The organism is Chitinasiproducens palmae, assembly GCF_900095735.1.
Classification (GTDB): domain Bacteria; phylum Pseudomonadota; class Gammaproteobacteria; order Burkholderiales; family Burkholderiaceae; genus Chitinasiproducens; species Chitinasiproducens palmae.
Map to the genome: position 1 here is coordinate 365,981 of NZ_FNLO01000004.1, position 26,218 is coordinate 392,198.

Sequence of the window (26,218 nt, forward strand, 5' to 3'; positions counted from 1 at the left end):
CCCGCGACGACCTTCGGCCGACTCGCGGCTGCAGGAACCAACGCGCTCGCCGGATGCCGCCGCCCGGCGGCACCATCGTAGGTGCGGCCGGCCGTTGCGCAAAGCCGGGGAAACCCCGCATCGGCGCGCGCGCGAGGCAGCTTGCCGATACCGCAAACAGTGGATGCCAAACGCGGGCCTTTTGACTAAGCTTGCACCGATTGCGCCCGCCAGCCATCGTATCGCTGCCGGGACGCGTGTCTCGTGGTTCGCTTTCCTGGAGCGACTTCATGTCCACCGTCCTCGACGCACTGCTCAACACGCCGTGGTGGGTTTATGCGCTGCTTGCCTATCTGGTGGTGGTTGGACGCAAGGCCATGCGCGACAACGTCACGCCGGTCGGCAGGCTGTTCATTATGCCGATCGTGCTCGCACTGCTCAGCCTGTCGAGCCTGCTCACCGGCTTCACGCAGGCCGGCGCCGGCGCGTTCGCCTGGCTGATCGGCATCGCGGCCGGCAGCGTCGGCGGCTGGCTGCTGATGCCAAGGGATCAGTTCCAGGTGGATACGCGCGCCCACACGGTGTGGCGGCGCGGCAGCGTCGTGCCGCTGTGCCTGTTCCTCGCGATCTTCGTCGTCAAGTACGCGTTCGGCTACATGCTGGGCACGGACCCGTCGCTCGCCCACGACCTGGGTTTCGTCTGCATCGAACTGATCGTGTCGGGCGCGGTGACCGGGTTGTTCGTCGGCCGCGTGGCAAGGGTCGTTGCCGCCTACCGCCGCGCCGAATACGTGCCGGCCGGCGCCGCCGAAAGCCTGCCCGGCGATCGCGCGCCGACGCGCGACGAGCGCCGCTGAATGCGATGGCATCGTCGCGGGGAAAGAAGGCACGTCGCGATGAGCGGCCGATGCCCATGAAGGATACAAACCTGCGTTGCCGGGCCGGCCGCACGGACGTCACGGACCGCACGGACCGCGGAACCCGCAGAAGCCGCCCGCCACGGGGCAGGCCATGCAAACCCGGCAACGCGTCGAACCGCTACGAAGCATCTCAGAGACGATCCACATGACACTTTGCAACGGCGCGCGGCGCCGTTTTCTCGGCCGAGCCGGCGCGCTGTCGCTGTCCGCGGCGGGCATCCCAAGCGCGTTTGCGCAGGCCGACGGCATGCGGGCGACAATCGCGCCGCTGGTCCGGACCTACCTGCAGCGCTGGTCGTTGCCAGGGCTGTCGCTCGCAGTCGGGCGCGGCGGGCACATCGACTTCGCCGGTGCGTTCGGTACTGCAGACCGTGCCAACGACGAGCGGCTGACGCCCGCGGCGCGCATGCGGATCGCCAGTCTCAGCAAGGCCTTCACCTCGACCGCGATCCTGCGGCTGATCGAGGCGAAAGCGCTGTCGCTGGACACGGCCGTGTTCGGCGAGAGCGGCGTGCTCAATCAATTCAGCCTGGACGACGCACCGCACCGCGACTGGTTGCGCGCGATCACGGTCCATCACCTGCTCACCCATACCTGCGGGGGCTGGGACAATACGCGCAACGACCCGATGTTCGAGACCCCGCGCCTCGACCACGCGCAACTCATCGCGCACACGCTCGCCACCCACCCGCTGCAGGCGCCACCCGGTACCCGCTACGCGTATTCGAACTTCGGCTATTGCGTGCTCGGCCGGGTGATCGAGCGCATCGGCGCGCTGCCCTATCAGCAATACGTGAACCGGACGATGCTGCATCCGCTCGGCATCGCCGACATGCGCATCGCGACGCGCGAACCCGCGCCGGGCGAGACCCGCTACTTTGATGCGCAGCCGGCCAGTCCGTACGACATGCCGATTTTCCGTATGGATTCGCACGGCGGCTGGATCGCCACGCCAAGCGACCTGGTGCGCTTCGTGGCCAGCGTGTTCGCCGCGACCGACGGCAGCGATGCGACACCGCTGCTGACTCCGGCCAGCGTTGCAACCGCCCGTCAGGGCACGGCCGCGAATCCGCATTACGGCTGCGGCTGGGTCACCAACGCGATCGGCAACACCTGGCACAACGGCAGCCTGCCCGGCACGAGCAGCATCATGGTCCACACGCGCCATGGACTTTGCTGGGCCGCCATCGTCAACGCACGCCGGCCGGACACGCAGCAGGAAGCCGAACTCGACCGGCTGATGTGGGACATCGTGCGGACCCAGCCGCAATGGCAAGCCTAGCGCCCCCTCCAACCTCCACCGCGTCGCGAACACTGCCACGCCGCCGCCCCCGATGATGAAACCTTCCCCGCTGCACCATCCGCAAACCGGCGCGCCGCACCGCCCGCCGGCCGCGCCGGCAACCCGGCGACGCGGCCGGCATGGACCGGCCGCCCGTACCAGTGCGGGCGCCGCCCTGCTGGCCCTATGCCTGACCGCCTGCGGTGGCGACAGCCGTTCGATCGCTCCGGCCAACGTTGGCGTGAGTGCGCCGGAACCGGGCGGCGCGACCGCCGCGATTGTGCCGGTGGCCGCCTCGTGGCAATACGACCTCACCCCGCACGCGATTCCGAACAGCGAGGGCGGTCCGTGGATGCACATCGACATCACCAACCCGAAGACCAATTACCAGGCGATTTACGACGGGACACAACCGCAAGGCCAGAATCCGATGCCGTTGCCGGCGATGCGGATCGTACACGCCTATGTCTGCCTCGCGGATCCGACGCAACTGACCGCGTACGCCAAGTGCGGCGCAAGTGGCGAAGGCACCACGCAACCGCTCGGCGCCGCATTGCTGCAGAGCCTGGATCAGGCGCTGACCACCATCGGCAATGCCCGGCTGAAGGTCATCCTGCGTTTCATCTACAACTTCGGCGTCTCGAACAACGGCAGCAGCGATCCGGCGCAGCCGAACGACGCGGACGAAGCGACGATGCGCAGCCACATTGCGCAGCTCGCACCGATCGTCGCCGCACACAAGGACATCGTGTATGCGATGCAGGCCGGCTTCATCGGCAAATGGGGCGAATGGCACAACTCCAGCCAGAACAACGCCGCGAACGACACGGTGACGGTACACAACGCAGTCCTCGCGGCGGTCTCGCAAGCGTTCGCGAGCAACGTCAATCTGGAGGTTCGCTACCCGTATCTGTTGCTGGACTACCAGCCGCAGACCGCGCCGTCCGAGCTGCCGTTCGGCATCCATAACGATGCCTTCGCGTCGGTCCTGTGCCGGGACGGCAGCAAGTGCGACGAGGGCACGTACAACGCGCGTGGCGCCTACACTCAGGCGGCTCTGTATGCGGCGGCCAGGCAGGCCGCGTCGACGCACACCTTCAGCGCGGAGCCGGTGACACCGGAAGGCGCGGCCAGTGCTGCGCAGGCCAGCGACGCCGTCGCCCAGCAGTCATCGGACATGCAGTTGTCGACGATCAACGCGTCGTTCGATCCGAACAGCTGGCGTGCCTGGGTGAAAGCCGGCTATGCGACCACCCTGCTCGATTCGGTCGGTCCCCACCCGGTGCTGTACGGCGCAGCGTTGCAGGTGGCCAGCGACGGGAGGACGGTCAGCCTGACCCTCGATGCGGGCAATCGCGGCTGGGGACGGATTCCGCATCCGCGCGAGACATGGCTGGTGCTGACCGACGCTTCCGGCAACGTCAGCAGCTACCCATTGAGCAGCGTTTCGCCAGCGCAATGGGCGCCCGGCTCACGACAGACGGTGCAGGCCGCGCTGACCCTGCCGACGCCGCTTGCGGCCGGACAGTACACGGCAGCGCTGAAATTTCCGGCGACGAGCGCGAGCAGTCTGGCGTCGCAATCCTACGACTGGTTGCCGTTGGAAAGTCAGGGAGTTTTCGACGCGGCCACCGGACTGAACCGGCTTGGCCAGTTCAACGTCAAGCCGGCTTCCTGAGCGGCGGTGGCACAGGCCGGCGCCAGCGCAGCCGCGTTGCATGCGCGGGCGGCATCACGCCGCGCATGTTACGGCGCCGCCCCAACGGCCATTGGCTGAAGCCACATGCATCGCATGCCGAGGTGTGATGCGGTGAATGCGGTATTTCCATGTCTATAAAATGGTTTTATTCCGCTGCGCGTTTCCTTTATGCGAAAGGCTGAAAAAGCGTGGTCACGCGGCGATTAAAATCCGCAGCGTGTCATCTAAAGCACAGCGTGCTCGGCATCAATCCGGGGCGCTGGGATTGACGCGTTCCGCGCTGAACCGATTGCAGAACAGAATCGCTTGAATGGGCGTTCATTTCGCCGCCCGGGCTTGCCCTGAAATGGCGGCAGGCAGGTGCGTATTAGCTATCGGCACGATGCGCACATATCGCGGGCGCGGGCGCGCCCATCGCTTGCAGTGGACCGGTATCTCCGCCGCTGTAGTGCGATAAGTGCAACGCCATGCAGATGCGCGACGCGCGAGACGCCGTGTGCGCCGCGCCAGCTCCCGCCGCCGTTTGCAGGTCCGCCTGGACAGGCGGCGATGCGGCGCTTCCCATGAAAGATGTGACGACTGCGGCGTCGGCAGACCATTGCCTCGCTCCCGAGCGCGCCGCCCGTCGCCGACATTTCACGGCTTTCGTGACTATCTCGCAGCGTCCCGCTGCGATCTTGCCGTAGGTCCGGCGAGCTGATGCGCCGGGGGCGCCACCGCCGCGCGGCCGAACAGCCGGCTTCGCGAGGCAGTCGCGTTGCGTTTTTGCACACTTTATTGCAACGGTCACGCTGCCCTGCGCGGGGCCGACGCACGCGCGCGCGTCGCGATCCGGGCCGCGTTCGGCGCCATCGATGCATTATCGCGAATGCCGGCCCGGCAATGGCCGAGCGGTGCCGGACATGCCCGATATAACCCGCCGCACATCGCGATCGGCCTGCATGTGGGCCGTCGAACCGATTCGACCGGAATCAACCAGCAGTATTGCGATATTGAAAGGCCGATAGCATTAGTCGGAAATCTATGACATTATCCGCGCGTCTGACTTGAGAAACCATCACAAGAATGTTCAGAATATCGATAACAATTCTTGCGTCGGCGCTATCTGTTGCGGGGTGTGCAGCGAATAATACGGACGGTATGGGGAACACCATCCGGCTTTGCACACAGGACAGCGGCTGCTCGCAGCAGCCGCGCAATGTTGCGACGTTCCAGCCGCAACAGTCCAGTCCGGAAGACAGCCAGATCGCGGCGCTGGAAGAAAAAGCGAAACAGGATCCTCGCGCCGCATTCGACCTGGCCTTGCGTTATTTCCGGGGAGACGGAATCAGGCGCAACACCTACCAGGCCATCACATGGATGCGGGACGCAGCCGAACGTGGCTACCCGCAGGCCCAGCTCGCACTCGGCCGCTTCTATCTGTCCGGCATGGAGGAAATGGGGTCCGATCCGGCCGAAGCCGAATCGTGGCTGCTGCTCGCCGCCGAGCGCGGCGACCCCGAAGCCAAGACCTTGCTGGCACAGGCGCAGCAGGCGAAGAAGGACGAGGTCGCCTATCGCCGCTGGCTCAACGCGCACCGGGCTGCGTGGCTGGGTTACTGGAGCAGCGGCTATCACTACTACTCATACTGGCGCAACGGGGCCTGGTATTTCTATTGATTGTTCACGAGAAGAGGAAAATTCCCATGTTCGACAAGAAATTCGCGCTGTCTGCACTGCTCCTGTCCTCGGCCCTTGGCCTGGCCAGCTGCGCGATGCCCAGTGGCGGTCTGCTTTCCAAGGGGACCAGCGGGACCGATTCCACCGGCGCGGCGGCAGGCAGCACGAGCGTGAACGCCAACACCGGCCTCGAACGCTGCGATGCGCCGCTGGGCACGCTGGCGGTCGACGACGGTCGCGGCAAGGAATGGTTCACGAGCTTCGGCGCCGCCACCAAGGTGACGACCATCGAACCGCTGCTGCGTCTGTCGGTGCAGCAATCGAATTGCTTCGTGATCACGTCGATCGGCAACAACCGGACCGAGAGCAAGCTGTCCGCGATTACCGACAAGCAGCGCAACTCGGGCGAATTCCGCGCCGGCTCGCGGCAGCAGAAAGGCCAGCGTGTCGCGGCCGACTACTACCTCGAGCCGTCGATCGTCATCGACAACGACTCGACGGGCAAGGTGGTCGGCGGCCTGGGCAGCCTGCTCGGTTCGACCGTCGGCGCGCTGGCCGGCTCGCTTGAGTCGAAGGCGTCGGTCGTCACGCTGTCGCTGTTCGACATCCGCTCCGGTGTTCAGATCGGCATCTCCGAAGGCAACGCAACGGCGACCAACTTCGGCGCCGCGCTGGGCGCGTTCGGGGGCGGCTCGGCGGCTGGCCTGAGCGGCTTCTCGCGTACGCCGGAAGGCAAGGCCACGGTTGCGGCATTCATCGACGCCTACAACAAGATGGTCGTCTCGCTGCGCAACTACAAGGCGCAGGAAGTCCAGGGCGGTCTCGGCCGCGGCGGCCGGCTGGGCGTCGGCAAGTAAGTCGGCAACTAAGCCGGCAACTAAGCCGGCAAGTAAGTCAGGCGGGCACGCGTGAGCCGATTCGGCCAGCGCCTGCCCGGCCACGCCGACACGCAACGCCTATGCGCCGACGCCTGTCGGCTCGGCACGCTCCGGTCGCTACCTCCGTTCGCCAGCTCCCCTCATTAGCCCGGCTCGTCGCCTCGGAGCGGCGCCGCGCGGCCCATTGCCGGCCGTGCGACGCATGCCGCTGTGCGTGACGTGACCCGACGGCTTGCCAGCCCTGCCCAGCCGTGGCACGGTGACGGCTTCGTCACTCACGCTTGCCCATGGCGTCCGCCTCGTCCTCCTCCGCTGACAGTGCGCGTCCGGCGATTCGTCCGACATCGCCTGCCCACCACGCCGCAGGCCACGAAGGCGCCGCTCCGAGCGCGCCATCGCCGCGCGTCGGCCCCGGTCTCGCAGCGCCCGACGCACCGCACGCGGCAGATGCCGCCGCGAACGCCTCGGCAAATGACTTCGCCCGTCTGGTCAACAATCGTCATTCGTGCCGGGCCTTCCTGCCCGAGCCGCCGCCGGCGGGCACCATCGAACGGCTCGTGACGCTCGCGCGCGCCGCGCCCAGCGGCGCCAATCTGCAACCGGGCGAATTCATCCTCGTCGCGGAGGCCGCGCGCGAGCGGCTGTGCACCGCGCTGGTCGATGCCTGGCGCAGCGGCGCACGCGAAGCAGAGGACTACACTTACTTCCCGGAGCCGATGCCACTCGCCCTGCGCAAGCGTCAGGTCGCGGCGGCACGCGCGCTGTACGACGCGCTCGGTGTCGCGCGCGACGACCGCAAGGGCCGCGACGCGCAGTTCGAACGCAATTTCCGCTTCTTCGACGCGCCGCTGGCCCTGCTGGTCACCATCGATGCGAAACTCGGCGCCGGCGCCTACATGGACCTCGGCATGACGCTGCACGGGCTGCTGCTCGCCGCGGCGGCCGAAGGGCTGGGCGCCTGCGCCATCGGCGCGCTGGCGCTCTATCCCCGCCTCATCCGCCAGACCCTCGGTCTGGACCCGGCGCGCAACATCGTCTGCGGCGTCGCGCTCGGCTACGCCGACGAGCGCGCGCCGGTGAATCGCACACGCACCGCGCGCAGCACGCTGGACGACTTCTTCACGGTGCTCCGCTGACGCGGCAGCGCGTGCTTCATGCCGGCTGACCGGCGACCGCACTTTTGCTCGTGCTCGTCATCATCAGGCGTGCACGACGACGGCCGCCGCCCCTACGCCGCCAGCGCCTGCGACCGCGGCCAGCGCAGCGTCGCCGCTGTTGCCGGATGCCGCCAGATCGGCCAACGCGCGGACCAGCGCGATCGCCCCGGACGCACCGATCGGATGTCCTCGCGCCAGGCCTCCGCCGTGGCGATTGAGCGCCTCGGGTGCGATGCCGAGGGCCGCCGCGAACGCCAGCGCCTGCGCCGCAAACGCATCGTGCAGTTCGATCGCTGCCAGCGTGTCGGCCGTTCTGCCGGCGCGCTGCAAGGCCAGCCGCGCGGCATCGGCGGCGGCAAGCATCGGCGTCTCGGGGGCGGCGCCGAGCGACGCGCTCGCCTGCCAGAAAGCACGCGGCTGCAGTCCCAGACGATGCACGGCGGCGGCGCTGGCCAACAACACGAAAGCGGCGCCATCGGCCTTCGGCGAAACCGCCAGCCGGCCAACCGAACAGTCGCGCGGCGGCGTGCCGCCGTCATCGGCCGGCGCAACGCTGGGCATGCGCAACGCGCGTTCGAGCGACGCCGCACGCGGATAGGCATCGTGCGACAGTCCACCGACCGACACGATTTCGGGCGCAACCGTCGCCCGGCCCGCGAGCGCGCGTCGGTGCGCCTGCACCGCGTATGCGTCCTGGCTGGCACGCGTGCAGCCGATGCGGCCCGCGTGGCCGGCGGCCGCCTCGAACATGTCCGGATCGCGTGCCGGGTCCGGCGCAAAAGCAGGCCGTTCGTACGGTAGCGGGGCCTCGCCGTCGCAGCGTGGCCGGCGCGAGCGCAACGGCGCCCGACTCCAGGCCTCGACCCCACCGGCGACGACCAGCTCCGCGCTGCCGGCGCGCACCATCGCCGCCGCGAGCGACACCGCGTCGAGCCCCGCGCAACATTGCGTGTCCACCGAAAGCGCCGCGCAGCGGTCGGCCAGCCCCGCAGCCAGCGCGACCATGCGTGCCGGATTGCCGCCGGCGCCGAGCGCATTGCCGGCCACCAGCGCGTCCGGCGCGGCCAGCGGCAGCGATACGCGGGACAGCAAGGCCTGGACGACCGGCGCGGCCAGCGCATGCGGCTCGCGGTCCGAGAACGCTGCGCCGACCGGCGCAACGGCGCTGCGCGCCCAGCCGATGATCGCGACGTCCGTCGCCTTCACGCGGGAAACTCTTGCGGGCCGGGCGACGCTTCGCCGCTGCTGTCGGCAGTTTGGTGCGCGGCGGCCGCCAGCGACGCATGATCGGTCTTGCCGCTCGCGGTCAGCGGCAGGCTGTCGCGCACGATGAAACGCCGCGGCACCTTGTATGCTTCGAGCCGCTGACGGCACCATGCGGCCAGCGCCGCCGACGTCGGCGCGGCCGCGCCGCTGGCCGGCTGGATGAAGGCCAGCACCTGTCGGCCGCGCAGCGGATCGGCGATGCCGTGCACCGACGCGGCCGCCACCGACGGGTGGCGAAGCAGCGCGGTCTCGACTTCATCCGGAAAGAGGTTCTTGCCCTGCGTCACGATCATTCGCTTCTGGCGTCCGGCCAGGCATAGACGGCCAGCCGCATCGACGTGCCCGACGTCGCGCACGGACAGCCAGTCCCGGTCGCGCAGCGCGGCGGTGTCGTCCTCGACCGCCGCGGCCACGTAGCCGCTGAACAACATCGGACTGCGCACGAAGATCAGGCCCGGGACGCCCGCCTCGGCTTCGCGCTCGGGCTGGTCGAGCGCGCGAATGCTCACCTCGACATTGGCGAACGGGTGCCCCACGACGGCATCCGGCAACGCGGGGTCCGCCTCGGTCCACGCCATGAAGCTGGTTTCGGATGCGCCGTAGAACTCGATCAGGCGCGCATTCGGGAACAGCGCGCGCAGCTCGCCGGTACGGTGCCGCATCCAGCGCGCGCCGCTGATCATCACCAATTGCACGGCATGGCATCGCGCAGTGGCGCGCCGTGCCGAGCGTTCCAGCATCAATGCCAATTGGCTCGGCACCGCGACCAGCGCCTGCGCGGCGCCATCCGCCAGCACGTCGAGCGCGCGCTGCGTGGCAAAGCGGCGTTGCACGACGGCGCCCGCGCCGGTCCACACGCCCAGCAGCATGCCGAACAGGAAGAGCGAGTGCGACAACCGCCCGGGCGCCAGGACGCGTGTCGCGGCACCGTCGCCAAAGCTGTCGAGGCATACGCGAAAGCTCTCGGTCCACGAACGGTGGGTCCGCCGAAAGCCCTTCGGCAGGCCGGTGCTGCCGGATGTGAAGCCAACGTAGAAATCGGTCTCGGGGCCGGGCGGCGGCCGTGCCGCGGGCCGGTCGTCGATGGCCGCGGCCACGCGGGCGCGCACCGATGCGGGCCAGTCCGGGTCGCCTACCGCCGCGGCCCGGCCACTGGCGACGATGCCGAGGAAGTCGACCAGTTGTTCGACCGGCGACGCGTGTTCGCCCACCCAGACCGTGGCGGGCGCATCGCGCAGACCGGCGGCGCGCGCGGCGACGCCGGCCTGCAGCGCGCCGAACGTCAGCTGCGTAGCGCCGTCATCGAGTGCCACCGCGAGCGGCCGCCGCCCGGCCCAGTGGCGCAAGGCGGCGTCGAGCGTGGCAAAGAACGGCGCGGTCGCCATCAACGCGGCGCGTCGAAATCCCAGTCAGGCATGCCGCGCGCCACCGTGTGGACGATCATCGCGCACACCACGCACTTGATCGCGTCGCCGGGGATGAAGGCCATGCATGCGACGAACGCCTGCCCGACCGTCATGTGCGCGAGCCACGCCAGGCCGAGCACGCCAAACAGATAGACCACGCCGATGCCGCCGATCACTGAAGCCAGGAAGGCACGCACCGCCATGCCGCGCGGCCCGCTGCCGGGCAGCACGCGCATTGCCAGGCCGGTCGCCAACGCGCCGAACGCCCAGCCCGGCAGGAAACCGGCCGACGGCGCCATGAAGGCGCCGAGGCCGCCGCGGCCGCCGGACAGCAGCGGCAGGCCCAGCGCAACGGCGAGCAGGAACAGCAGCAGTGCCTGAAAGCCGCGGCGCGGCCCCAACAAACAGCCGGCCAGCATCACGCCGAGCGACTGGATCGTGATCGGTACGCCGAACGGCAGATCCACTTTCGGGATCAGCCCGAAGACGGCCATCAGCGCCGCGAACAGCGCGACGAAGGACAGGGAGCGGGTGGAAACGGCTGAGGTCATCGAAGCTCCTGCAAGATGTGGTCAGGCGGTGTGCGAAACGGCAGCGGCGCTCAGGCGCCGAGCCGAACGGCAAGCGCGTCGGCAACACGGCGCGCCGTCGACAAGGTGCGTATCGTCAACGGCGCGAGCAGCGCGAAGCCGCCCGCGCGGCCGCTGCGCGCCCGATGCGCATCGTCGAGACGCCGCCATTGCGCGAAGAAATTTTCGGTGAAACGCAGCATCAGGCCAAGCGCCAGGGCCAGCCGGGCGGTATCGACGCCAACGTGCCGCAACGGCCGCAAGACGGTCTCCAACACCGCCAGCAGGTCGTCGAAACGCGTGGTCAGCGTCAGCATCGCGCCGAGCAGCGATGCGCTGATCAGCCTTAGCGCGGTGATCGCGCCCAGTGCCGGCCGGCCGGTCCAGGCATGGAAAGCGACGATCAGCGCGCAACCGATCGCCACCGACACCAGCATCCGGCGCGCACCGCGTCCACTGCGGCCGAGCGATGCGAAAAGCAATCCAATCAGCGCGCTTGCCGCCGCCAGCCAGACCAACCGTTCGGTGAGGAACAGGCCGGTGCCCATGACCGCGAGGACGGCCAGCTTCAGCGAGGCCGGTACTGCATGCAGCCAGGTACGTCGCGCAGCGTAGAGACTGTCCATGGCGTCGTCAATAAGGCAGAGGAGGACGCTCGGCCAGCCGGCCGCGCACATCCGCTTCGTAGGCGGCGCAGACGCCAGGACCGTGGCCATCGGCACGCACGCGTCCGGCATCGAGCCAGATCACCCGTTCGAAGTCGCGCACGTGATCGAGCAGGTGCGTCGACACCACCAGTTGCTGCGCGGCCGCCGCGAGTTCCGCGGCCAGCAGCGACTGACCGGGCAGGTCCAGACTCGCGTACGGCTCGTCGAGCAGCAGCAGGCGCGGCGCCGAGATCAGCAGCGCAAGCAGGCAGACGCGCTGCCGCTGGCCCTGGCTCAGGCTGCCGACCGGGCGATCGGCCCACTCGCTCAAGCCGCGCGCGCCGAGGAAGTCACGCGCCCGCTCACGCGCCTCGCGGCGCGCAGTGCCGCGCGCCGTCAGGCCGAAGGCCAGTTCCTCGACCACGGTCGGATAGATGATCTGGTCGTCCGGATTCTGGAACATCAGGCCGACCAGCGCCGGCAAGGCGCCGCGCTCGCGCCGCACGTCGCGCCCATAGACATGCACCGTTCCGCTCTGCGGTGCATCCAGCCCGCAAAGGAGCCGGAACAGACTGCTCTTGCCGGCGCCGTTGTCACCGATCAGGCCGATGCGCCGTTCACCGAGTGTCAGCGACAGACGGTCGAAGACGGTCGTCGTGCCACGCAGCAGGGTCACGCCATCGAGGGCGACGCAGGATGCGTCGGAAGCTACGGTCATAGGGTCGATGCCCGGCGCCGACACGCCAGCGCGCCCCGACCTGCCGCGCCTGTTGCCAAGCGCGCGGCAGGTCGCGCGCCCTGTCGAGGCGCCGCGCCGACGCAGCCGGCGACGCCACGGGCCGGTTGCGGGCGCTCATTATAGAGCGCGCGGCGGCCAGCGGCAGGGGCGCCAGGCAGTAGGAAGCGCTGCGCCGCGATCGTCGACCTGCGTGGTGATGGCCGAGTGCGCACCGGCGTCGCTTCGACGCGACCATTGCCACGCCGACGCGCGCGATCTGCCCGCGCGGCTTAGCTTGCCGAGGCAAGACTGGCATAATCACGGCAAAGGCCGCGCCGCCCTGCGCGGCCTGTTCTACAGATGAACGGCGTCACGACAACGAAACGGCGACCTCGCGCCATCTTCGCGGCGTCCGCCGTCCTCGGTCGCGCGCTCTCCATGCAACTGGTCCAGAAGGCTTTCATCATCCCGTTCATCGTCGCCTGCGCGATGTTCATCGAGGCAGTCGACGCGAATATCGTCGTCACCGCACTACCGTCGATCGCCCGGGACTTCGGACGCGATCCGGTGGCCCTGCAGATTGCCGTCACCAGCTACGTCGTCGGGCTCGGCGTCTTCATCCCGATCTGCGGCTGGATGGCCGACCGCTTCGGCGCGCGGCGCATCTTCGGCACCGCGATCGGCCTGTTCATCGTGGCTTCCCTGCTGTGCGCGGTCGCGCAGTCGCTGGCCATGCTCACCGTGGCGCGTTTCATCCAGGGCATCGGCGGCGCGATGATGGTGCCGGTCGGACGGATCCTGATCTTCCGCGCGATGCCGCGTCACGAACTGGTGCGGGCGATGAACTACATCAGCCTGCCAGCGCTGCTCGGGCCGGCCTTCGGTCCGCTGCTCGGCGGCTTTCTCACCACCTACCTGCACTGGCGTCTGGTCTTCCTGATCAATCTGCCGATCGGCCTGTATGGGGTCTGGCTGACGCGGCGCTTCATCCCGTACACCCGCGAAGCACATCCGGGCCGGCTCGATTGGACCGGCTTCGTGCTGTCGGCGATCGGCGGCGCCGTGCTGCTGCTCGGCCTGTCGCTGATCGGCGGCGCCCTGGTGCCGACCCGCTACGCGCTGGTGCTGTGCGCGATCGGCGCGACGATGGTCGGAAGCTATGTGTTCTACGCGCGTCGCGTCGCGCTGCCACTGCTCGACCTGCGTTTCTTCCGCATTCCGACCTTCCAGGCCAGCGTCCTCGGCGGCTCGTTGTTTCGCATCGGGCTTGGCGCCTGGCCTTTCCTGCTGCCGCTGTCGATGCAGGAGGCGCATGGCATGACCGCCTTTCAGGCGGGCGGCATCGCCTGCGGCTCGGCGGTCGGCGGCATGTTCATGAAGTCGTTGGCGCCGCGTGCCCTGCGCCGCTTCGGTTTCCGAACCACCCTGCTCTACAACGCGGCTTTCGCCGGGGTCGCGATCGCGATCTGCGGCCTGCTGTTTCCCGGTACGCCAGTCTGGCTGATCTGGTTGGTGGTGCTGCTCGGCGGCTTCTTCCCGGCGCTGCAATTCACCGGCCTGAACACGCTCGCCTATGCCGAGATCAAGAGCACCGAAGTTGGACGGGCGACCAGCCTCGCCAGCGTCGTGCAACAGCTCTCGCTGGGCCTGGGCGTGACAATCGCCGGGATGGTCGTGCAGGCGACGCGCGCTTTGCATGGCAGCGCCACGCTCGGCTGGGAAGACTTTGCACCGGCATACTTCGTGGTCGGTCTGTTCAGCCTGATGTCGATTCCGGTCACGCGGCGCCTCGCGCCGGGCACCGGCGACGACATTGCGCGCGGGCACCGCGCCAAGGAATAGCCGCCCGGGCAGCGTGCGCTGCCAAGCGCCGTCCCGCTGGTCAGGCAGCCGCGACGCGGGTAGTGCCGGCCGGTGCGCCAGTGGCACGCCGGCCGCGCGACGACTTGACGGCGCGTGACGCATCCGTCAAGCCACTGGCAGGAAACAGCGTGTGCATGAAGCGGCGCATGCCATCGCGTTCCGCATAGGCGTCCGCCAGCAGCGCATCGGCGCGGCAGACGTGCAGCGACGCGCGTTGTCGCACACCCTCCACGCCCAGCAGCGCCACCAGCGTCGACTTGCCCGCGTCCAGCCCGACATCCTTGCCGGTGACCGCGCTGTCGTTGCCGGCGCCATCCTTCAGGTCGTCGTAGAGCTGGAAGGCCTGTCCCAGTTCATCGGCGAACGCACGCAGGCAGCCGCGCGTGCGGGCATCCGCTTGCGCGACGATGCCCGCCATCTCCATGGCCGCGCCAAACAGCATGCTGGTCTTCAGCGCGTTGGTCTGCGCGATCGTCTCCGCGGAACGCGGCGCCGCCCCGTCACGCAGGTCCTGATACTGGCCCTTGACCAGTCCCTGGGTGCCGATCGCGGCGGCGAGCTCGCCCGACAAGGTCGCGCGATCTTCCGCCGCCACGCCATCGAGCGAGGCGACGATACGGAATGCATGACTGAGCAATGCGACCGACGCCAGAATCGCCACGTCCTCGCCGAAGCGCCGGTGTGTGGTCGGCCGACCGCGCCGCAGTGCCGCGTTGTCCATGCACGGCATGTCGTCGAGGATCAGCGACGCGCTGTGCACCATCTCCAGCGCACAGGCCAGGTCGCACACAGCCGGTAGCGTGCAGCCGAGGTCGTGCGCCGCCACCATCAGCAGCAGCGGCCGCAGACGCTTGCCCGGCGCGAGCGAACAGTCGCGCATGGCCAGGCCGACCAGATCGCGTTCGTCCGACTGCGGCAGCAGCTCGGACAGCCTGCGCTCGCAGGCCTGCTTCAACGCCGGCAGGTCGCGGCTGTTCGGGTCGATCGATTTCGGCGGGGACGTCAAGGGCATGGCGGCGGCTTCGGCGATTCGTAACGTGGTTTGACCATCTTACGGACCACGGACGAAATCCGCTGCCCCGCGGCGCGCATGCCGCGAGCCGCCCCGCTCGCTTGCAGAGCAGGATGGCCGGAAGCCCGATACGATGGTTCCAACACCGTGAAGAAAGCCCGATGAACGCCGCCCACTCTCACTGCCTCGTCAAGCAACGTCCGACACGCAAACCCACCGGTCCGCGTCGATGAGCACGATCCGCGCCATGCGGCTCGGCATAATCGCGCCACCGTTCTTCAGCCATTTCAATGCGCTGGAGGCGCTGGCGGCCGAACTCGTCGCGCGCGGGCATCGGGTGACCTTCATTCATCAGGCCGATGCACGCGGATGGCTCCGCGACGGCGCGGTCGGCTTCGAAACAGTGGGTACGCGCAGCCACCCGCCAGGCTCGCTCGCCGCGACCTTGCGTCGCGCCGCCAATCCCGGCGGGCCGCTCGGCTTGCGCCGGGTGATCGTCGAAATGGCGCGGACGACCGCCATGCTGTGCGAAGCACTGCCCGAAGTTGCAACGGCGCTCCATCTCGACGGGCTGGTGTGCGACCAGATGGAGGCGGCAGGCGGTCTGGTGGCCGAGGCGCTCGGCCTGCCATTCGTCTCGGTGGCGTGCGCGCTGCCGGTCAACCGCGAGCCCGGCCTGCCGCTGCCGGTAATGCCCTTCTCTTACGGGGATGACGAACGATCGCTGGCCATCTGTCGTGGCAGTACGCAGGTCTATGACGTGCTGATGACACCGCACCGACGAACCATCGCGGCACAGGCCACCCGCCTTGGCTTGCCGGCTCGCGATGGTTTGCATGCCTGCCTTTCGCCGTACGCGCAACTCAGCCAGACCGTTGCTGCGTTCGATTTCCCACGCCGGCAGGCACCGGCCGGCTTCCATGCAGTCGGCCCGCTACGCGTCTCCCGCGCAATGCAACGCGCGTTGCCTTTCCCGGTCGCGGCCGACCGCCCGTTCGTGTTCGCCTCGCTCGGAACCCTGCAGGGCCATCGCCTGCCGATCTTCCGGCGTATCGCGCGCGCCTGCCGGGCGCTCGATGCCCAGTTGCTGATCGCGCATTGCGGCGGTCTCGATGCCGCCGCGGCCGACCGGCTGCGCGCGGACGGCGCAACCTGGGTCACCGATTTCGTCGACCAGTCGGCCGCCCTCGCGCGCGCCGACGCCGTGGTCTCGCACGGTGGCCTGAATACGGTGATGGACGCAGTGGCCGCGCGCACGCCGATCCTGGTCCTGCCGATCGCGTTCGACCAGGCCGGCGTCGCCGCCCGTGTCGTGCACGCCGGCATCGGTCTGCGCCTGTCGCGCCGGGCGAGCGCGCGAGCCTTGCGCGACAGGCTCGCGACGCTGCTCGACACCTCGTCCGCGGCAGCCGCGCAGCGGCGGCAGCGGCTGGCGGCGCTGGCCGAAGCACTCGACGAGGCCGGCGGCGTCGCCTATGCGGCGGACATTGTCGAAAGCGTGCTCGCGCAGCACGCGGCACGCACCTTGGCGCCGGCGGTCCCGGCCACGCCTTACGATCGGGCATCGCCGTCGCCGGGCCACGGCCCGGCAAGCGATGCGCGTCGCGCGGCGGCCTCTGCAGGCGCCGATCCCGGGGCGGTTCAATGAGTGACCTGGTGAGTGCTCCGAAACATGACACGATGAATGGGCCGATGAACGGGCCGATGACGGCGCGCAGCTACGACCTGATCCTGCTCGGCGGCGGCCTGGCCAACGCGTTGATTGCGTGGCGGCTCGCGACCGAGCGGCCGGACTTGCGCCTGCTGGTGATCGAGCAAGACGCGCTCGGCGGCAATCACACCTGGTCCTTTCATGAGCACGACCTCGATGCGGCCCAGCAACGGTGGCTTGCGCCATTGGTCGGTGCACGCTGGCCTGCCTACCGCGTACGCTTTCCCGCGCACGAGCGAACCCTGAACAGCGCGTATGCGAGCGTGCGCTCGCACGATCTGGCGCGCGTCGTCGGCGCGGCGCTCGGCGACGCGCTGCTGCCCCACACCTCGGCGTCGATCGTCGACGCGTCCACCGTGCGCCTGGCCGACGGCACCGAGTTGCAGGCGCGCGCGATTCTCGACGGCCGGGGGGCGACGCCAAGCGCCCATCTCGCCTTGGGCTATCAGACCTTCGTCGGGCAGGAGGTGCGCATCGCGCGTCCGCATGGACTGACCTTGCCGGTCATCATGGATGCGAGCGTCATGCAGGCAGGCGGCTATCGCTTCGTCTACGTACTGCCCTTCGACGCACACACGCTGTTGATCGAGGATACGCACTACGTCGACGACCAGTCGCTGCCGCTCGAACGATTGCGCGCGAACATCGCTGCCTACGCGGACGCGCAGGGCTGGCGGATCGAAGCCGTATTGCGCGAGGAGCGCGGCGCGTTGCCGATCGTGCTGGCTGGCGACTTCGACGCATTCTGGCGCGACGCTGGCGGCCAACCGCGCAGTGGCCTGCGTGCCGGCCTCTTTCATCCGACCACTGGCTATTCGTTGCCCCACGCAGTGCGTCTGGCCGAGCGCATCGCCGCGCGCTACCGGCGTGCCGGCGAGGGCTTGCGCGGCGGCAAGAGCGGCAGAGAGGACGTCAAGGAAGGCATGGCTGGCAGCATGGACGACAGCCTGCCCGACACCGCCGTGCTGTTCGACACAATTCACGCCGAGGCACATCGCGCATGGCGCGCGCAGGGCTTCTTCCGCTTGCTGAACCGCATGCTTTTCCTGGCCGGCGATGCCGATCAGCGCTGGCAGGTGATGCAGCGCTTCTATCGCTTGCCCGAACCATTGATTCAGCGTTTCTACGCTGGCCGCCTCACGTCGCTGGATAAATTGCGCATCGTCAGCGGCAAGCCGCCGGTCCCGGTCGGACAGGCGATCGATGCCGCGCGGCGCATTCATCCTCACCAGATCAGGACACACGCATGACCACTACGAGACGCGCCGTCGTCATCGGCGCCGGCTTCGGCGGCCTCGCACTGGCGATCCGGCTGCAGGCCGCCGGCGTGCGGACCACGCTGGTCGAGAAACGCGATAAACCCGGCGGCCGTGCCTATGTGTACGAAGACCACGGCTTCAAGTTCGATGCCGGTCCGACGGTGATCACCGACCCCTCGGCCATCGAGGCGCTGTTCGACACCGCCGGCCGACGCATGGCGGATTACGTGACGCTGCTGCCGGTGTCGCCGTTCTATCGGTTGTGCTGGGAAGATGGCAGCAGCTTCGACTACGTCAACGACCAGGACGCGCTGGACCGTCAGATCCACGCCCGCAATCCGGCCGACGTCGACGGGTATCGACGCTTTCTCGCCTATTCGAAAGCGGTGTTCGCGGAAGGCTACCTGAAGCTCGGCGCGGTGCCGTTCCTGTCGTTTCGGGACATGATGCGCGCCGGCCCGCAGCTCGCGCGTCTGCAGGCCTGGCGCAGCGTTTACGGCATGGTCTCGCGCTTCGTGCAGGACGAGCACCTGCGACAGGCGTTCTCGTTTCATTCGCTGCTCGTCGGCGGCAATCCATTTGCGACCTCCTCCATCTACACCTTGATCCACGCACTCGAACGGCAATGGGGCGTGTGGTTCCCGCGCGGCGGTACCGGCGCGCTGGTCGCGGGCATGGTTCGCCTGTTCGAGGACCTGGGCGGCACGGTGATGCTGAACGCGCCCGTCGCGCGTATCGAAATGGCTGACGGCCGCACCACCGGCGTACGCCTGGCGCAGGGACAAACGATCGAGGCCGACATGGTCGCGTCGAACGCGGATGTCATGCACACCTACGACGCCCTGCTCGGCCATCATCCGCGCGGCGTCGCGCAGTCGAACGCGCTGCGCGGCAAGCGTTTCAGCAATTCCTTGTTTGTCATCCATTTCGGACTGCGCCGCCGTCACACGCAGCTTCAGCACCACACCGTGTGCTTCGGTCCGCGCTATCGCGGCCTGATCGACGACATCTTCAAAAGCGAAACGCTGGCCGACGACTTCTCGCTCTATCTGCATGCACCGTGCGTGACCGACCCGTCGCTCGCGCCGCCGGACTGCGGCAGCCATTATGTGTTGGCGCCGGTGCCGCACCTGGGCAATGCGCCGCTGGACTGGTCGGTCGAAGGACCGCGTTACCGGGATCGCATCCTGGCCTACCTGGAAGCGCGCTACATGCCCAACCTGCGCGCCGATCTCGTCACCAGCCGCATCTTCACGCCGGCCGATTTCCGCGACGAACTCAATGCGCACGTTGGCTCGGCGTTCTCGCTCGAACCGGTCCTGACGCAGAGCGCCTGGTTCCGCCCGCACAATCGCGATGCCGCGGTGCCCAATCTCTATCTGGTCGGCGCGGGCACGCATCCGGGCGCCGGCGTGCCCGGCGTGATCGGTTCGGCGAGGGCCACCGCGGGCCTGATGCTGGCGGAGACGCACGCATGAGCGAAGCGCTGCTCGCCCATGCGAACGAAACGATCGCGGTCGGCTCCAAGAGCTTCGCTGCCGCCGCGCGCCTGTTCTCGCCGACGACGCGCCGTGGCGCGCTGATGCTGTATGCATGGTGTCGTCACTGCGACGACGTGATCGACGATCAGCATCATGGCTTCGCGTCGCAAGCACGCGCGCCGGACGACGACGCGCGAGCCAGCGCGGCCGCCGTCGGCGCACCTGACCCCGAAATGAGGCTCGCCGGGCTGTTCGACGCGACGCGCCGTGCGTACCGGGGCGAGCCGATGATCGAACCCGCGTTCGCGGCGTTCCAGGATGTCGCGCTCCGGCATCGCATCCCGCAGCGCTTCGCCTTCGACCATCTGGAAGGATTTGCGATGGACGTGCGCGGCACGCGTTATGAGACGCTCGACGACACCTTGCGCTACTGCTACCACGTCGCCGGCGTGGTGGGGCTGATGATGGCGGTGGTGATGGGCGTCGAAGACGAAGCGACGCTGGACCGCGCCTGCGATCTGGGCCTGGCCTTTCAGTTGACCAATATCGCGCGCGACATTGTCGAAGACGCTGCGATCGGACGCTGTTACCTGCCCGCGCAGTGGCTGCGCGAAGAAGGCTTGCCGAGCGATGCGCCCGGCGCGCTCGCCGCACCCGTTCATCGGGCCGCCCTGGCGCGACTTGCCGCGCGTCTGATCGAGCATGCGGAGCCCTACTATGAATCGGCCCGCGCCGGCATTCCGGCGCTGCCGTTGCGGTCGGCCTGGGCCATCGCCGCCGCGCGTGCCGTGTATCGGCAGATCGGTGTCAAGGTAAGGGCGCGCGGCGCGCGTGCCTGGGACGCGCGCGCCGCGACCTCGAAGCCGGAGAAGCTGCGCCTGCTGGCCGGCGCCACGGCTATGGCGCTTGCCGGGCGCGTGCGGCGTCCGGGGCGTGCGGTTCGGCCGCGTGCCGCGACCCTCTGGCTGCGGCCCGCGGCGGCCCGCCATGCAGACGCTGAAGACGGCGCTTGAGAACCGGCAGCGGCGGCGCGTAAAGGAACCCGAAGGATACGCAGCCGTCGCGGCCATGCACCGCATGATGCATGCGGTGCGCCTGATAGAGGCGCTTCAGGTAGCCACGCCGCGGGATGTAGCGGAACGGCCAGCGCTGATGCACCAGACCGTCATGCGCGACGAAATACAGCAGTCCATACAACGTCATGCCGGCGCCGATCCATTCCAGCGGATGATGGCCGGCGGTCCCCAGCGCAATCAACGCGATCGCGATGCCGGCGAAGAACACCGCATACAGGTCGTTCTTCTCGAACCAGCCTTGACGCGGTTCGTGGTGCGACCGATGCCAGCCCCATCCCCAGCCATGCATCACGTACTTGTGCGCGACGATGGAGAACACCTCCATCGCGGCGACGGTAGCCAGACAGACGGCAGTATTGAGCAGGATGGTCATCGGTGTGGGTGAACGATCGCGCGGCGCGGCGGACAAGGCAGGAAACGAGGCACCGCGAATTGGGAGAAAGGCTGGAAGAAGAGCCGGGCGGACCGCGCCGCCGACAGTGACGATGCACGATATTGCAATTGTCGTGCGCGCCGGCGCGCCGCCTCTGCAAGAAGCACGCGCGTGGCCGCCCTGCGTTGCCGTGTTTCATCATAACGATCATAGCCGCATTCGCCACATTCGCCATAGTCGGCGGGCCAGCACGCATTGCCGGCGCAGGCGCGACGGGAACGCGGTTTGCGGCGGCCGGCTTGCACACGCATCGAACGGCACGTATCGGGACGCCTGGTGGGGGGGCTGCGACGAATGCGAATCTGCCGACCGCACCGCGCAACGCGAACAAGGAGTGCATGATGAGTCTGATGACGGCCTACCGCGTGACCCGCTTCGGGGGTCCGGACAATCTGCATCCGGACGACATCGAGATACCGTCGCCCGGGCCCGGCGAATTCCTGATTCGAACCCGCGGCGCCAGCGTCAACCCCGTCGATTTCAAGATCCGTGAGGGCAAGTACCCGCCGATCGGTGCCGACCGTCTGCCGTTCACGCTGGGCCGTGATCTGGCGGGCGAGATCGTCTCGGCCGGTGACGGTGCAACGGGCTTTGTACCGGGCGACGCGGTGTTCGGCTTCGTCGGCCATGCGCAGGGCACCTTCGCGGACTACGTGACGCTGGCGGCCGAGGCACTTGCCCCCAGGCCCGCGCTGCTCGACTTCACGCAAGCGGGCGCCGTCCCGCTGGCGGCACTGACCGCTTGGCAAGGCTTGTTCGAATACGGTGGGCTGCTCGCCGGTCAGCGCGTGCTGATTCACGCAGGGGCGGGTGGCGTCGGCCATTTCGCGGTGCAGTTCGCGAAGGCGCGCGGCGCGGAGGTGTTCGCCACCGGCTCCGGTGATGGATTGGCGCTGATCGACTCGCTGGGCGCCGACCATGTGATCGACTACCGCCGGCAGCGCTTCGAGGAGGTCGCGCGCGACATCGATGTGGTGTTCGATCTGTTGGCGGGCGAAACCCAGGCGCGCTCGTGGCAAGTGCTGCGCGAAGGCGGTGCGTTGATTTCCACGTTGCAAGCGCCCTCGCCCGAGGTTGCGCAAGCACATCGGGCCCGCGCCGCACGCTTCACCGCGCGCCCCGACGGTGCGCAGCTACGCGAGATCGCTTCGCTGATCGACGCCCAGCGCGTTCGCGTATATCTCGACGAAACCTTCGGCAAGTCCGGCGTGAAAGCCGCCCTCGCACGGGTCGAGGACGGCCACGTTCACGGCAAGGTGGCGGTCGCCTGGTCCGAGGGCAGTTGACTGAACCATGCGCGCCCGCTCAGCCGAGTTCCGGCAGTTCGGTGGGACGCAGATCGAAGACCAGCACTTCGGCATCCTCGCCGTCCGTGAACGTCAGCGCCTGCGCCTCGCGCACGCGCGCGCCATCACCCTCGCCCATGCGTTGCCCGTTGACCGTCAGTGCGCCTCGGGCGAGATGCACATAGGCGTGACGCGCTGGCCCCAGCGTCAGCGTTGCATGCTCCGCGCCGTCGAACAGTCCCGCGTGCACGCGCACGTCCTGCCGCACTTCGAGCGACCCGTCCGCGCCATCCGGGGAAATGATCAAGCGCAGGCGTCCTCGCTTGTCCGATGGCGCGAAATGCTTCTGCTGATAGCGCGGCACGGCGTGCCGTACCGCGGGCACCAGCCACACCTGGAGGAAGTGCACCGGTTCGTCCGCCGACGGGTTGTATTCGCTGTGCGCGACGCCAGTGCCCGCACTCATCAATTGCACGTCGCCCGGACGGATCACCGAGCCGGTGCCCATCGAATCCTTGTGCTCGAGCGCGCCTTCAAGCACGTACGAAAAGATCTCCATGTCGCGATGCGGGTGCGTGCCGAACCCTTGGCCCGCGGCCACGCGATCGTCGTTGATGACGAGCAGATCCGAAAAACCGCGCTGAGCCGGATCGCGGTAGGACGCGAACGAGAATGTGTGGAACGATTTGAGCCAGCCATGGTTGGCGAAGCCGCGTTGGTCAGCCCTGCGAATGTCGAGCATGGGTCACCTCCAGTCGATATTGTCCGATGCACCGGCAGCGGCAATGCGCCGCCCGCTGTCATGGAATCAAGATACTGGAAACGCGATCGTGTCGTAAGCGGCTGGCGGACGCAACACTGTCCACTTTTTCGAGACAATCGCCGGGATCCGGCTGGCGCGACCGTGCGCGTCGCACGGTGGCAAGCATCGCGTGCGCGGCGCAACCGTCATCGTCCATTGGAGCGCGGCCGCGCCGCACGCAACGTCCAAGGCCGCCCGGCGAGTGCGCGGCGCGATCCGTCAGTCGTCGTCCAAGGCTTCGCGCAGGAAATCGACGAAGGCCTGCAACAGGCGCGAGCTTTGCCGATGCTGTGGGTAGACCGCATGCACCGCGCCGTCGGGGACGCGCCAACCGTCCAGCACCGGCAGCAGGTCGCCGCGCGCCAACGCTTCGTCGATGATGAAGGTCGGCAGCATCGCAATGCCCAGGCCCGCGATCGCGGCGTCCCGTATCACTTCGCCGTTGTTCGCGCGCAGCTGGCCGCGCAGCGGCACGACGACGCGGCGCCCGTCCCGCTGGAAAGGCCACTCGACGTGTTTTGCATGACCGTACAGCAGGCACGCGTGCTCGGCCAGCGCATCCGGGGCGGTGGGCGGGGCGTGGCGCGCCAGATAGGCGGGGCTGGCGCAACAGACGGTGCGGACCGCGCAGATGCGTCGGGCAATCAACGTGGAGTCGGGCAGTATGCCGATGCGGATCGCCATGTCGTACCCTTCCGCCACCAGGTCCACCGCGCGGTCGTTCAGGTCGAGTTCGATCTGGACCTGCGGGTGCCGCCGGAGGAATTCGGGCAGCCGCGGGCTGAGGTGCATCGTGCCGAAGGTCATCGGCGCGCTGATGCGCAAGATGCCGCGCGGCGTCGCGCCCTGGTTGGCCATCACCTCCTGGGTCTCGGCCACTTCCGCCAGGATTCGCATGGCTCGCCCATAGAAGGTCATGCCAAGCTCGGTCGCTTGCAGCCGGCGCGTGGTCCGGTTCAGCAAACGCGCGCCCATCTCTGCCTCGAGCGCCATGGTTCGACGGCTGACGTACTGCTTGGATAGACCGAGCTTCTCGGCCGCCGCGGTAAAGCTGCCGGCATCGACGGTCGCGACGAACAGTCTGAGGTCTTCGAGCTGCATCGCGATTCCCGGTCGCATTGAGACCGGCATCATAACTGTCGGAAGCGCACGACGTCCCACTGGCAGACCACGGCGCCCGCCGGCAACTCACGATGCCCGCCGGCAGGCGATCCGCGATAATCGGCGTCAGCGCGTGCCACCTTCGGTCAGCGCACATGCAGACCGCCGCTCCCTGCACCCCGCCCTGCAGCCGTTCCGTTCACATCGCAATTCGGAGCACCGCCGCCATGCCCCCTTCCTCAACGCTTGCGTCGCCCGCCGTGCCACCCACGCTCAATGTAGTCGGCCCCGGCCGCGTCGGTCAGACGCTGGCGCGCCTGTTTCACACGGCAGGTGTGTTTCGTGTCCAGCAAGTGTTCGGACGCGATCCGGCGCGCACGCGCGCGGCGTGCGCCTTCATCGGCGCAGGCCAGGCGTCGTGCGATCTGGCCGATGCGCGACACAGCGCGGCCTGGCTGCTGAGCGTACCCGACACGCAGCTCGCTGCCGTCGCCGCGATGGTCGCGTCCGTCACGACGATCGCGACGCCGCCGAGCGCGCCGCCATTGGCCTTCCACTGCAGCGGCTTCCTGTCGGCGTCGGTGCTGTCGCCGCTCGCCGAGCACGGCTGGCACACCGCCAGCGTGCATCCGGTCTACAGCTTCGCATCGCCCGCTGCGGCGGTCGCGGGCTTCGCCGGCACGCCGTGTGGTGTGGAGGGCGGTATCGAGACAACCGAACGCCTCAGGCAGGCCTTCGGCGCGATCGGTGGCGTCTGCTTCGAGGTCGACAGTCAGCGCAAGCCGCTGTATCACGCCGGCGCCGTGTTCGCGACCAACTTCCTGGTGGTGGCGCAGGCCGTTGCCCGCGATGCATGGCTCGCGGCGGGCGTGGCGCCAGCGCTCGTGCCACGACTGGCCGATGCGCTGCTCGACAACACGCTGGCCAACCTGCGCGCGCTCGGTCCGGAGCGCGCGCTGACGGGACCCGCGGCACGCGGCGACCAGGCAGTGGTCGATGCGCAGGCCAAGGTCGTGACCCAGTGGCATGCGGAGGCGGGCGATGCGTATCGCGCGCTCAGCACGCTTGCGGCGCAGATCGCGCGTCGACGCGACCTGCCGTGAGCGCATCCCGCTTCGGCCATGCATGCGTACGGCCCGGTTTCACTGATGGAACGGCGCGACCATCACCGGCACGCTTTGCATCAGTGCTCATAAGTTTTGGCTCGCTTGCGCAGAATCGGCCGTAATTTCGCCCTCCTACACTGAGTTGCCGATGCGAGCCGACAGAGTCGGCGTGCGTCGCAATCCATTCAACAGTGTCAGGTCATCATCATGACGACAACGAAACCCGTGGTGCCCTCAGACTCCCCGCATGTCGCCTCGACGGCGTCGAGCGCCTATGCCGCGTCCACGGTGGGCGCGACGACGCCGACGTGGCGCGTGGTCGTGGCAGCCTCGATCGGCAATGCGCTCGAGTGGTTCGATCTGGTCGTCTACGGCTTCTTCGCCGCGACCATCTCCAAGCTGTTCTTCCCGTCGGGCAACGAGACGGTCTCGTTGATGATCGCCCTGGGCACCTTCGGCGTGTCGTTCTTCATGCGCCCGCTTGGCGCCATCGTGTTCGGCATCTACGCCGACCGCGCCGGACGCAAGGCCGCGCTCACCCTCTCCATCGGCCTGATGATGCTCGGCACGCTACTCATCGCCTTCATGCCCACCTACGCGGCCATCGGCATCGCCGCGCCGATCGGGCTGACGCTCGCGCGCATGATCCAGGGCTTCTCCGCCGGCGGCGAGTTCGGCAGCGCCACCGCCTTCATGGCCGAGCACGCCCAGCACCGCCGCGGTTTCTTCTCCAGCTTCCAGGTCGCCAGCCAGGGCCTGACCACGCTGCTCGCCGCGCTCTTCGGCGTCACGCTCACCAGCAACCTCGACGCCGCGCAGATGGCCAGTTGGGGCTGGCGCGTGCCGTTCTTCTTCGGCCTGATCATCGGCCCGGTGGCGTACTACATCCGACGCCACACCACCGAGAC

The 26,218-nt window shown here is 68.4% G+C and carries 23 protein-coding genes; 14 read left to right on the forward strand and 9 right to left on the reverse strand.

Translation table 11 applies throughout. The annotated features are described in order from the left end of the window. Nucleotides 1-269: 269 nt before the first annotated feature. The 6 genes from BLU54_RS09340 to BLU54_RS09365 all read left to right on the forward strand — a co-directional run bounded on the left by BLU54_RS09340 (nucleotide 270) and on the right by BLU54_RS09365 (nucleotide 7,553). Nucleotides 270-836 (forward strand): DUF6622 family protein, encoded by a 567-nt coding sequence (locus tag BLU54_RS09340; protein ID WP_091907311.1) that lies wholly within the window; start codon nucleotides 270-272, stop codon nucleotides 834-836. A gap of 208 nt (nucleotides 837-1,044) precedes the next feature. Continuing rightward, the gene (locus BLU54_RS09345; protein ID WP_170845089.1) at nucleotides 1,045-2,181 is read left to right on the forward strand and encodes a serine hydrolase domain-containing protein; all 1,137 of its coding nucleotides are present in this window, start codon (nucleotides 1,045-1,047) and stop codon (nucleotides 2,179-2,181) included. Nucleotides 2,182-2,233: 52 nt separating this feature from the next. Then, on the forward strand, nucleotides 2,234-3,859 hold the full coding sequence (locus BLU54_RS09350) for a DUF4874 domain-containing protein (protein WP_091907315.1): 1,626 nt from the start codon (nucleotides 2,234-2,236) through the stop codon (nucleotides 3,857-3,859). Between the two features lie 1,161 nt (nucleotides 3,860-5,020). Then, complete coding sequence (locus BLU54_RS09355; protein ID WP_235837865.1) at nucleotides 5,021-5,539, forward strand: tetratricopeptide repeat protein; 519 nt, start codon at nucleotides 5,021-5,023, stop codon at nucleotides 5,537-5,539. A gap of 26 nt (nucleotides 5,540-5,565) precedes the next feature. Then, complete coding sequence (locus tag BLU54_RS09360; RefSeq protein WP_091907319.1) at nucleotides 5,566-6,396, forward strand: hypothetical protein; 831 nt, start codon at nucleotides 5,566-5,568, stop codon at nucleotides 6,394-6,396. Between the two features lie 506 nt (nucleotides 6,397-6,902). Then, entirely contained in the window at nucleotides 6,903-7,553 is a 651-nt protein-coding gene (locus BLU54_RS09365; RefSeq protein WP_235837876.1) for a nitroreductase family protein, read from the forward strand. A gap of 63 nt (nucleotides 7,554-7,616) precedes the next feature. On the opposite strand, the gene BLU54_RS09370 is transcribed toward BLU54_RS09365, so the two are convergent. From BLU54_RS09370 to BLU54_RS09390, 5 genes are read right to left on the reverse strand one after another with little or no spacing between them, the layout of a single operon-like run. Continuing rightward, on the reverse strand, nucleotides 7,617-8,780 hold the full coding sequence (locus BLU54_RS09370) for a thiolase family protein (RefSeq protein ID WP_170845068.1): 1,164 nt from the start codon (nucleotides 8,778-8,780) through the stop codon (nucleotides 7,617-7,619). Next, nucleotides 8,777-10,225, reverse strand: coding sequence for an AMP-binding protein (locus BLU54_RS09375; protein WP_091907326.1), 1,449 nt, complete (start codon nucleotides 10,223-10,225; stop codon nucleotides 8,777-8,779). Before BLU54_RS09375 ends, BLU54_RS09370 begins: the two co-directional genes overlap by 4 nt. After that, the gene (locus tag BLU54_RS09380; RefSeq protein ID WP_091907328.1) at nucleotides 10,225-10,797 is read right to left on the reverse strand and encodes a biotin transporter BioY; all 573 of its coding nucleotides are present in this window, start codon (nucleotides 10,795-10,797) and stop codon (nucleotides 10,225-10,227) included. The genes BLU54_RS09375 and BLU54_RS09380 overlap by 1 nt, the downstream gene beginning before the upstream one ends. A gap of 50 nt (nucleotides 10,798-10,847) precedes the next feature. Next, complete coding sequence (locus tag BLU54_RS09385) at nucleotides 10,848-11,441, reverse strand: energy-coupling factor transporter transmembrane component T family protein (protein WP_091907329.1); 594 nt, start codon at nucleotides 11,439-11,441, stop codon at nucleotides 10,848-10,850. A gap of 7 nt (nucleotides 11,442-11,448) precedes the next feature. Continuing rightward, a complete protein-coding gene (locus tag BLU54_RS09390; protein ID WP_091907331.1) occupies nucleotides 11,449-12,180 on the reverse strand; it encodes an energy-coupling factor ABC transporter ATP-binding protein in 732 nt (243 codons plus the stop codon). Nucleotides 12,181-12,618: 438 nt separating this feature from the next. Between BLU54_RS09390 and BLU54_RS09395 the strand changes: the two genes are divergently transcribed. Then, a complete protein-coding gene (locus BLU54_RS09395) occupies nucleotides 12,619-14,022 on the forward strand; it encodes an MFS transporter (protein ID WP_091907440.1) in 1,404 nt (467 codons plus the stop codon). Nucleotides 14,023-14,062: 40 nt separating this feature from the next. Here the strand turns inward: BLU54_RS09395 and BLU54_RS09400 are convergent, their stop codons facing one another. Next, nucleotides 14,063-15,055, reverse strand: coding sequence for a polyprenyl synthetase family protein (locus BLU54_RS09400; protein ID WP_091907333.1), 993 nt, complete (start codon nucleotides 15,053-15,055; stop codon nucleotides 14,063-14,065). A gap of 229 nt (nucleotides 15,056-15,284) precedes the next feature. Here BLU54_RS09400 and BLU54_RS09405 point away from each other — a divergent pair, with 229 nt between their 5' ends. From BLU54_RS09405 to crtB, 4 genes are read left to right on the forward strand one after another with little or no spacing between them, the layout of a single operon-like run. Beyond that, nucleotides 15,285-16,703, forward strand: coding sequence for a glycosyltransferase (locus tag BLU54_RS09405; protein WP_235837866.1), 1,419 nt, complete (start codon nucleotides 15,285-15,287; stop codon nucleotides 16,701-16,703). Nucleotides 16,704-16,711: 8 nt separating this feature from the next. Then, a complete protein-coding gene (gene crtY, locus BLU54_RS09410; RefSeq protein ID WP_235837867.1) occupies nucleotides 16,712-18,016 on the forward strand; it encodes a lycopene beta-cyclase CrtY in 1,305 nt (434 codons plus the stop codon). Further along, entirely contained in the window at nucleotides 18,013-19,503 is a 1,491-nt protein-coding gene (locus tag BLU54_RS09415) for a phytoene desaturase (RefSeq protein WP_091907335.1), read from the forward strand. Before crtY ends, BLU54_RS09415 begins: the two co-directional genes overlap by 4 nt. Continuing rightward, nucleotides 19,500-20,519 (forward strand): 15-cis-phytoene synthase CrtB, encoded by a 1,020-nt coding sequence (gene crtB / locus BLU54_RS09420; RefSeq protein ID WP_091907338.1) that lies wholly within the window; start codon nucleotides 19,500-19,502, stop codon nucleotides 20,517-20,519. The genes BLU54_RS09415 and crtB overlap by 4 nt, the downstream gene beginning before the upstream one ends. Here crtB and BLU54_RS09425 read toward each other — a convergent pair. After that, the gene (locus BLU54_RS09425; protein ID WP_139169590.1) at nucleotides 20,404-20,955 is read right to left on the reverse strand and encodes a sterol desaturase family protein; all 552 of its coding nucleotides are present in this window, start codon (nucleotides 20,953-20,955) and stop codon (nucleotides 20,404-20,406) included. The genes crtB and BLU54_RS09425 overlap by 116 nt on opposite strands. 401 nt (nucleotides 20,956-21,356) lie before the next feature. Here BLU54_RS09425 and BLU54_RS09430 point away from each other — a divergent pair, with 401 nt between their 5' ends. Next, a complete protein-coding gene (locus tag BLU54_RS09430) occupies nucleotides 21,357-22,301 on the forward strand; it encodes an NADP-dependent oxidoreductase (protein WP_091907446.1) in 945 nt (314 codons plus the stop codon). Between the two features lie 19 nt (nucleotides 22,302-22,320). On the opposite strand, the gene BLU54_RS09435 is transcribed toward BLU54_RS09430, so the two are convergent. Together BLU54_RS09435 and BLU54_RS09440 are read right to left on the reverse strand one after the other, a co-directional pair. Then, nucleotides 22,321-23,043, reverse strand: a complete 723-nt coding sequence (locus tag BLU54_RS09435; protein WP_091907340.1) for a pirin family protein — start codon at nucleotides 23,041-23,043, stop codon at nucleotides 22,321-22,323. A gap of 279 nt (nucleotides 23,044-23,322) precedes the next feature. Continuing rightward, the gene (locus BLU54_RS09440) at nucleotides 23,323-24,204 is read right to left on the reverse strand and encodes a LysR family transcriptional regulator (protein ID WP_091907448.1); all 882 of its coding nucleotides are present in this window, start codon (nucleotides 24,202-24,204) and stop codon (nucleotides 23,323-23,325) included. Nucleotides 24,205-24,431: 227 nt separating this feature from the next. Between BLU54_RS09440 and BLU54_RS09445 the strand changes: the two genes are divergently transcribed. Both BLU54_RS09445 and BLU54_RS09450 read left to right on the forward strand, forming a co-directional pair. Next, a complete protein-coding gene (locus BLU54_RS09445; protein WP_170845091.1) occupies nucleotides 24,432-25,307 on the forward strand; it encodes a Rossmann-like and DUF2520 domain-containing protein in 876 nt (291 codons plus the stop codon). Between the two features lie 210 nt (nucleotides 25,308-25,517). Next, the coding region (locus BLU54_RS09450) for an MFS transporter (protein ID WP_139169592.1) at nucleotides 25,518-26,218 on the forward strand (701 nt) is incomplete at its 3' end.

What these genes read in the sequence shown, in the direction of transcription:
- BLU54_RS09380 (WP_091907328.1), bottom strand. Translation starts at nt 10,797, where the DNA reads ATGACCTCAGCCGTTTCCACCCGCTCCCTGTCCTTCGTCGCGCTGTTC.
- BLU54_RS09440 (WP_091907448.1), bottom strand. Translation starts at nt 24,204, where the DNA reads ATGCAGCTCGAAGACCTCAGACTGTTCGTCGCGACCGTCGATGCCGGC.
- BLU54_RS09345 (WP_170845089.1), top strand. Translation starts at nt 1,045, where the DNA reads ATGACACTTTGCAACGGCGCGCGGCGCCGTTTTCTCGGCCGAGCCGGC.
- BLU54_RS09425 (WP_139169590.1), bottom strand. Translation starts at nt 20,955, where the DNA reads ATGACCATCCTGCTCAATACTGCCGTCTGTCTGGCTACCGTCGCCGCG.
- BLU54_RS09400 (WP_091907333.1), bottom strand. Translation starts at nt 15,055, where the DNA reads ATGCCCTTGACGTCCCCGCCGAAATCGATCGACCCGAACAGCCGCGAC.
- BLU54_RS09435 (WP_091907340.1), bottom strand. Translation starts at nt 23,043, where the DNA reads ATGCTCGACATTCGCAGGGCTGACCAACGCGGCTTCGCCAACCATGGC.
- crtB (WP_091907338.1), top strand. Translation starts at nt 19,500, where the DNA reads ATGAGCGAAGCGCTGCTCGCCCATGCGAACGAAACGATCGCGGTCGGC.
- BLU54_RS09355 (WP_235837865.1), top strand. Translation starts at nt 5,021, where the DNA reads ATGGGGAACACCATCCGGCTTTGCACACAGGACAGCGGCTGCTCGCAG.
- BLU54_RS09375 (WP_091907326.1), bottom strand. Translation starts at nt 10,225, where the DNA reads ATGGCGACCGCGCCGTTCTTTGCCACGCTCGACGCCGCCTTGCGCCAC.
- BLU54_RS09445 (WP_170845091.1), top strand. Translation starts at nt 24,432, where the DNA reads ATGCCCCCTTCCTCAACGCTTGCGTCGCCCGCCGTGCCACCCACGCTC.
- BLU54_RS09405 (WP_235837866.1), top strand. Translation starts at nt 15,285, where the DNA reads ATGAGCACGATCCGCGCCATGCGGCTCGGCATAATCGCGCCACCGTTC.
- BLU54_RS09360 (WP_091907319.1), top strand. Translation starts at nt 5,566, where the DNA reads ATGTTCGACAAGAAATTCGCGCTGTCTGCACTGCTCCTGTCCTCGGCC.
- BLU54_RS09430 (WP_091907446.1), top strand. Translation starts at nt 21,357, where the DNA reads ATGAGTCTGATGACGGCCTACCGCGTGACCCGCTTCGGGGGTCCGGAC.
- BLU54_RS09395 (WP_091907440.1), top strand. Translation starts at nt 12,619, where the DNA reads ATGCAACTGGTCCAGAAGGCTTTCATCATCCCGTTCATCGTCGCCTGC.
- BLU54_RS09385 (WP_091907329.1), bottom strand. Translation starts at nt 11,441, where the DNA reads ATGGACAGTCTCTACGCTGCGCGACGTACCTGGCTGCATGCAGTACCG.
- BLU54_RS09340 (WP_091907311.1), top strand. Translation starts at nt 270, where the DNA reads ATGTCCACCGTCCTCGACGCACTGCTCAACACGCCGTGGTGGGTTTAT.
- BLU54_RS09415 (WP_091907335.1), top strand. Translation starts at nt 18,013, where the DNA reads ATGACCACTACGAGACGCGCCGTCGTCATCGGCGCCGGCTTCGGCGGC.
- BLU54_RS09350 (WP_091907315.1), top strand. Translation starts at nt 2,234, where the DNA reads ATGATGAAACCTTCCCCGCTGCACCATCCGCAAACCGGCGCGCCGCAC.
- BLU54_RS09390 (WP_091907331.1), bottom strand. Translation starts at nt 12,180, where the DNA reads ATGACCGTAGCTTCCGACGCATCCTGCGTCGCCCTCGATGGCGTGACC.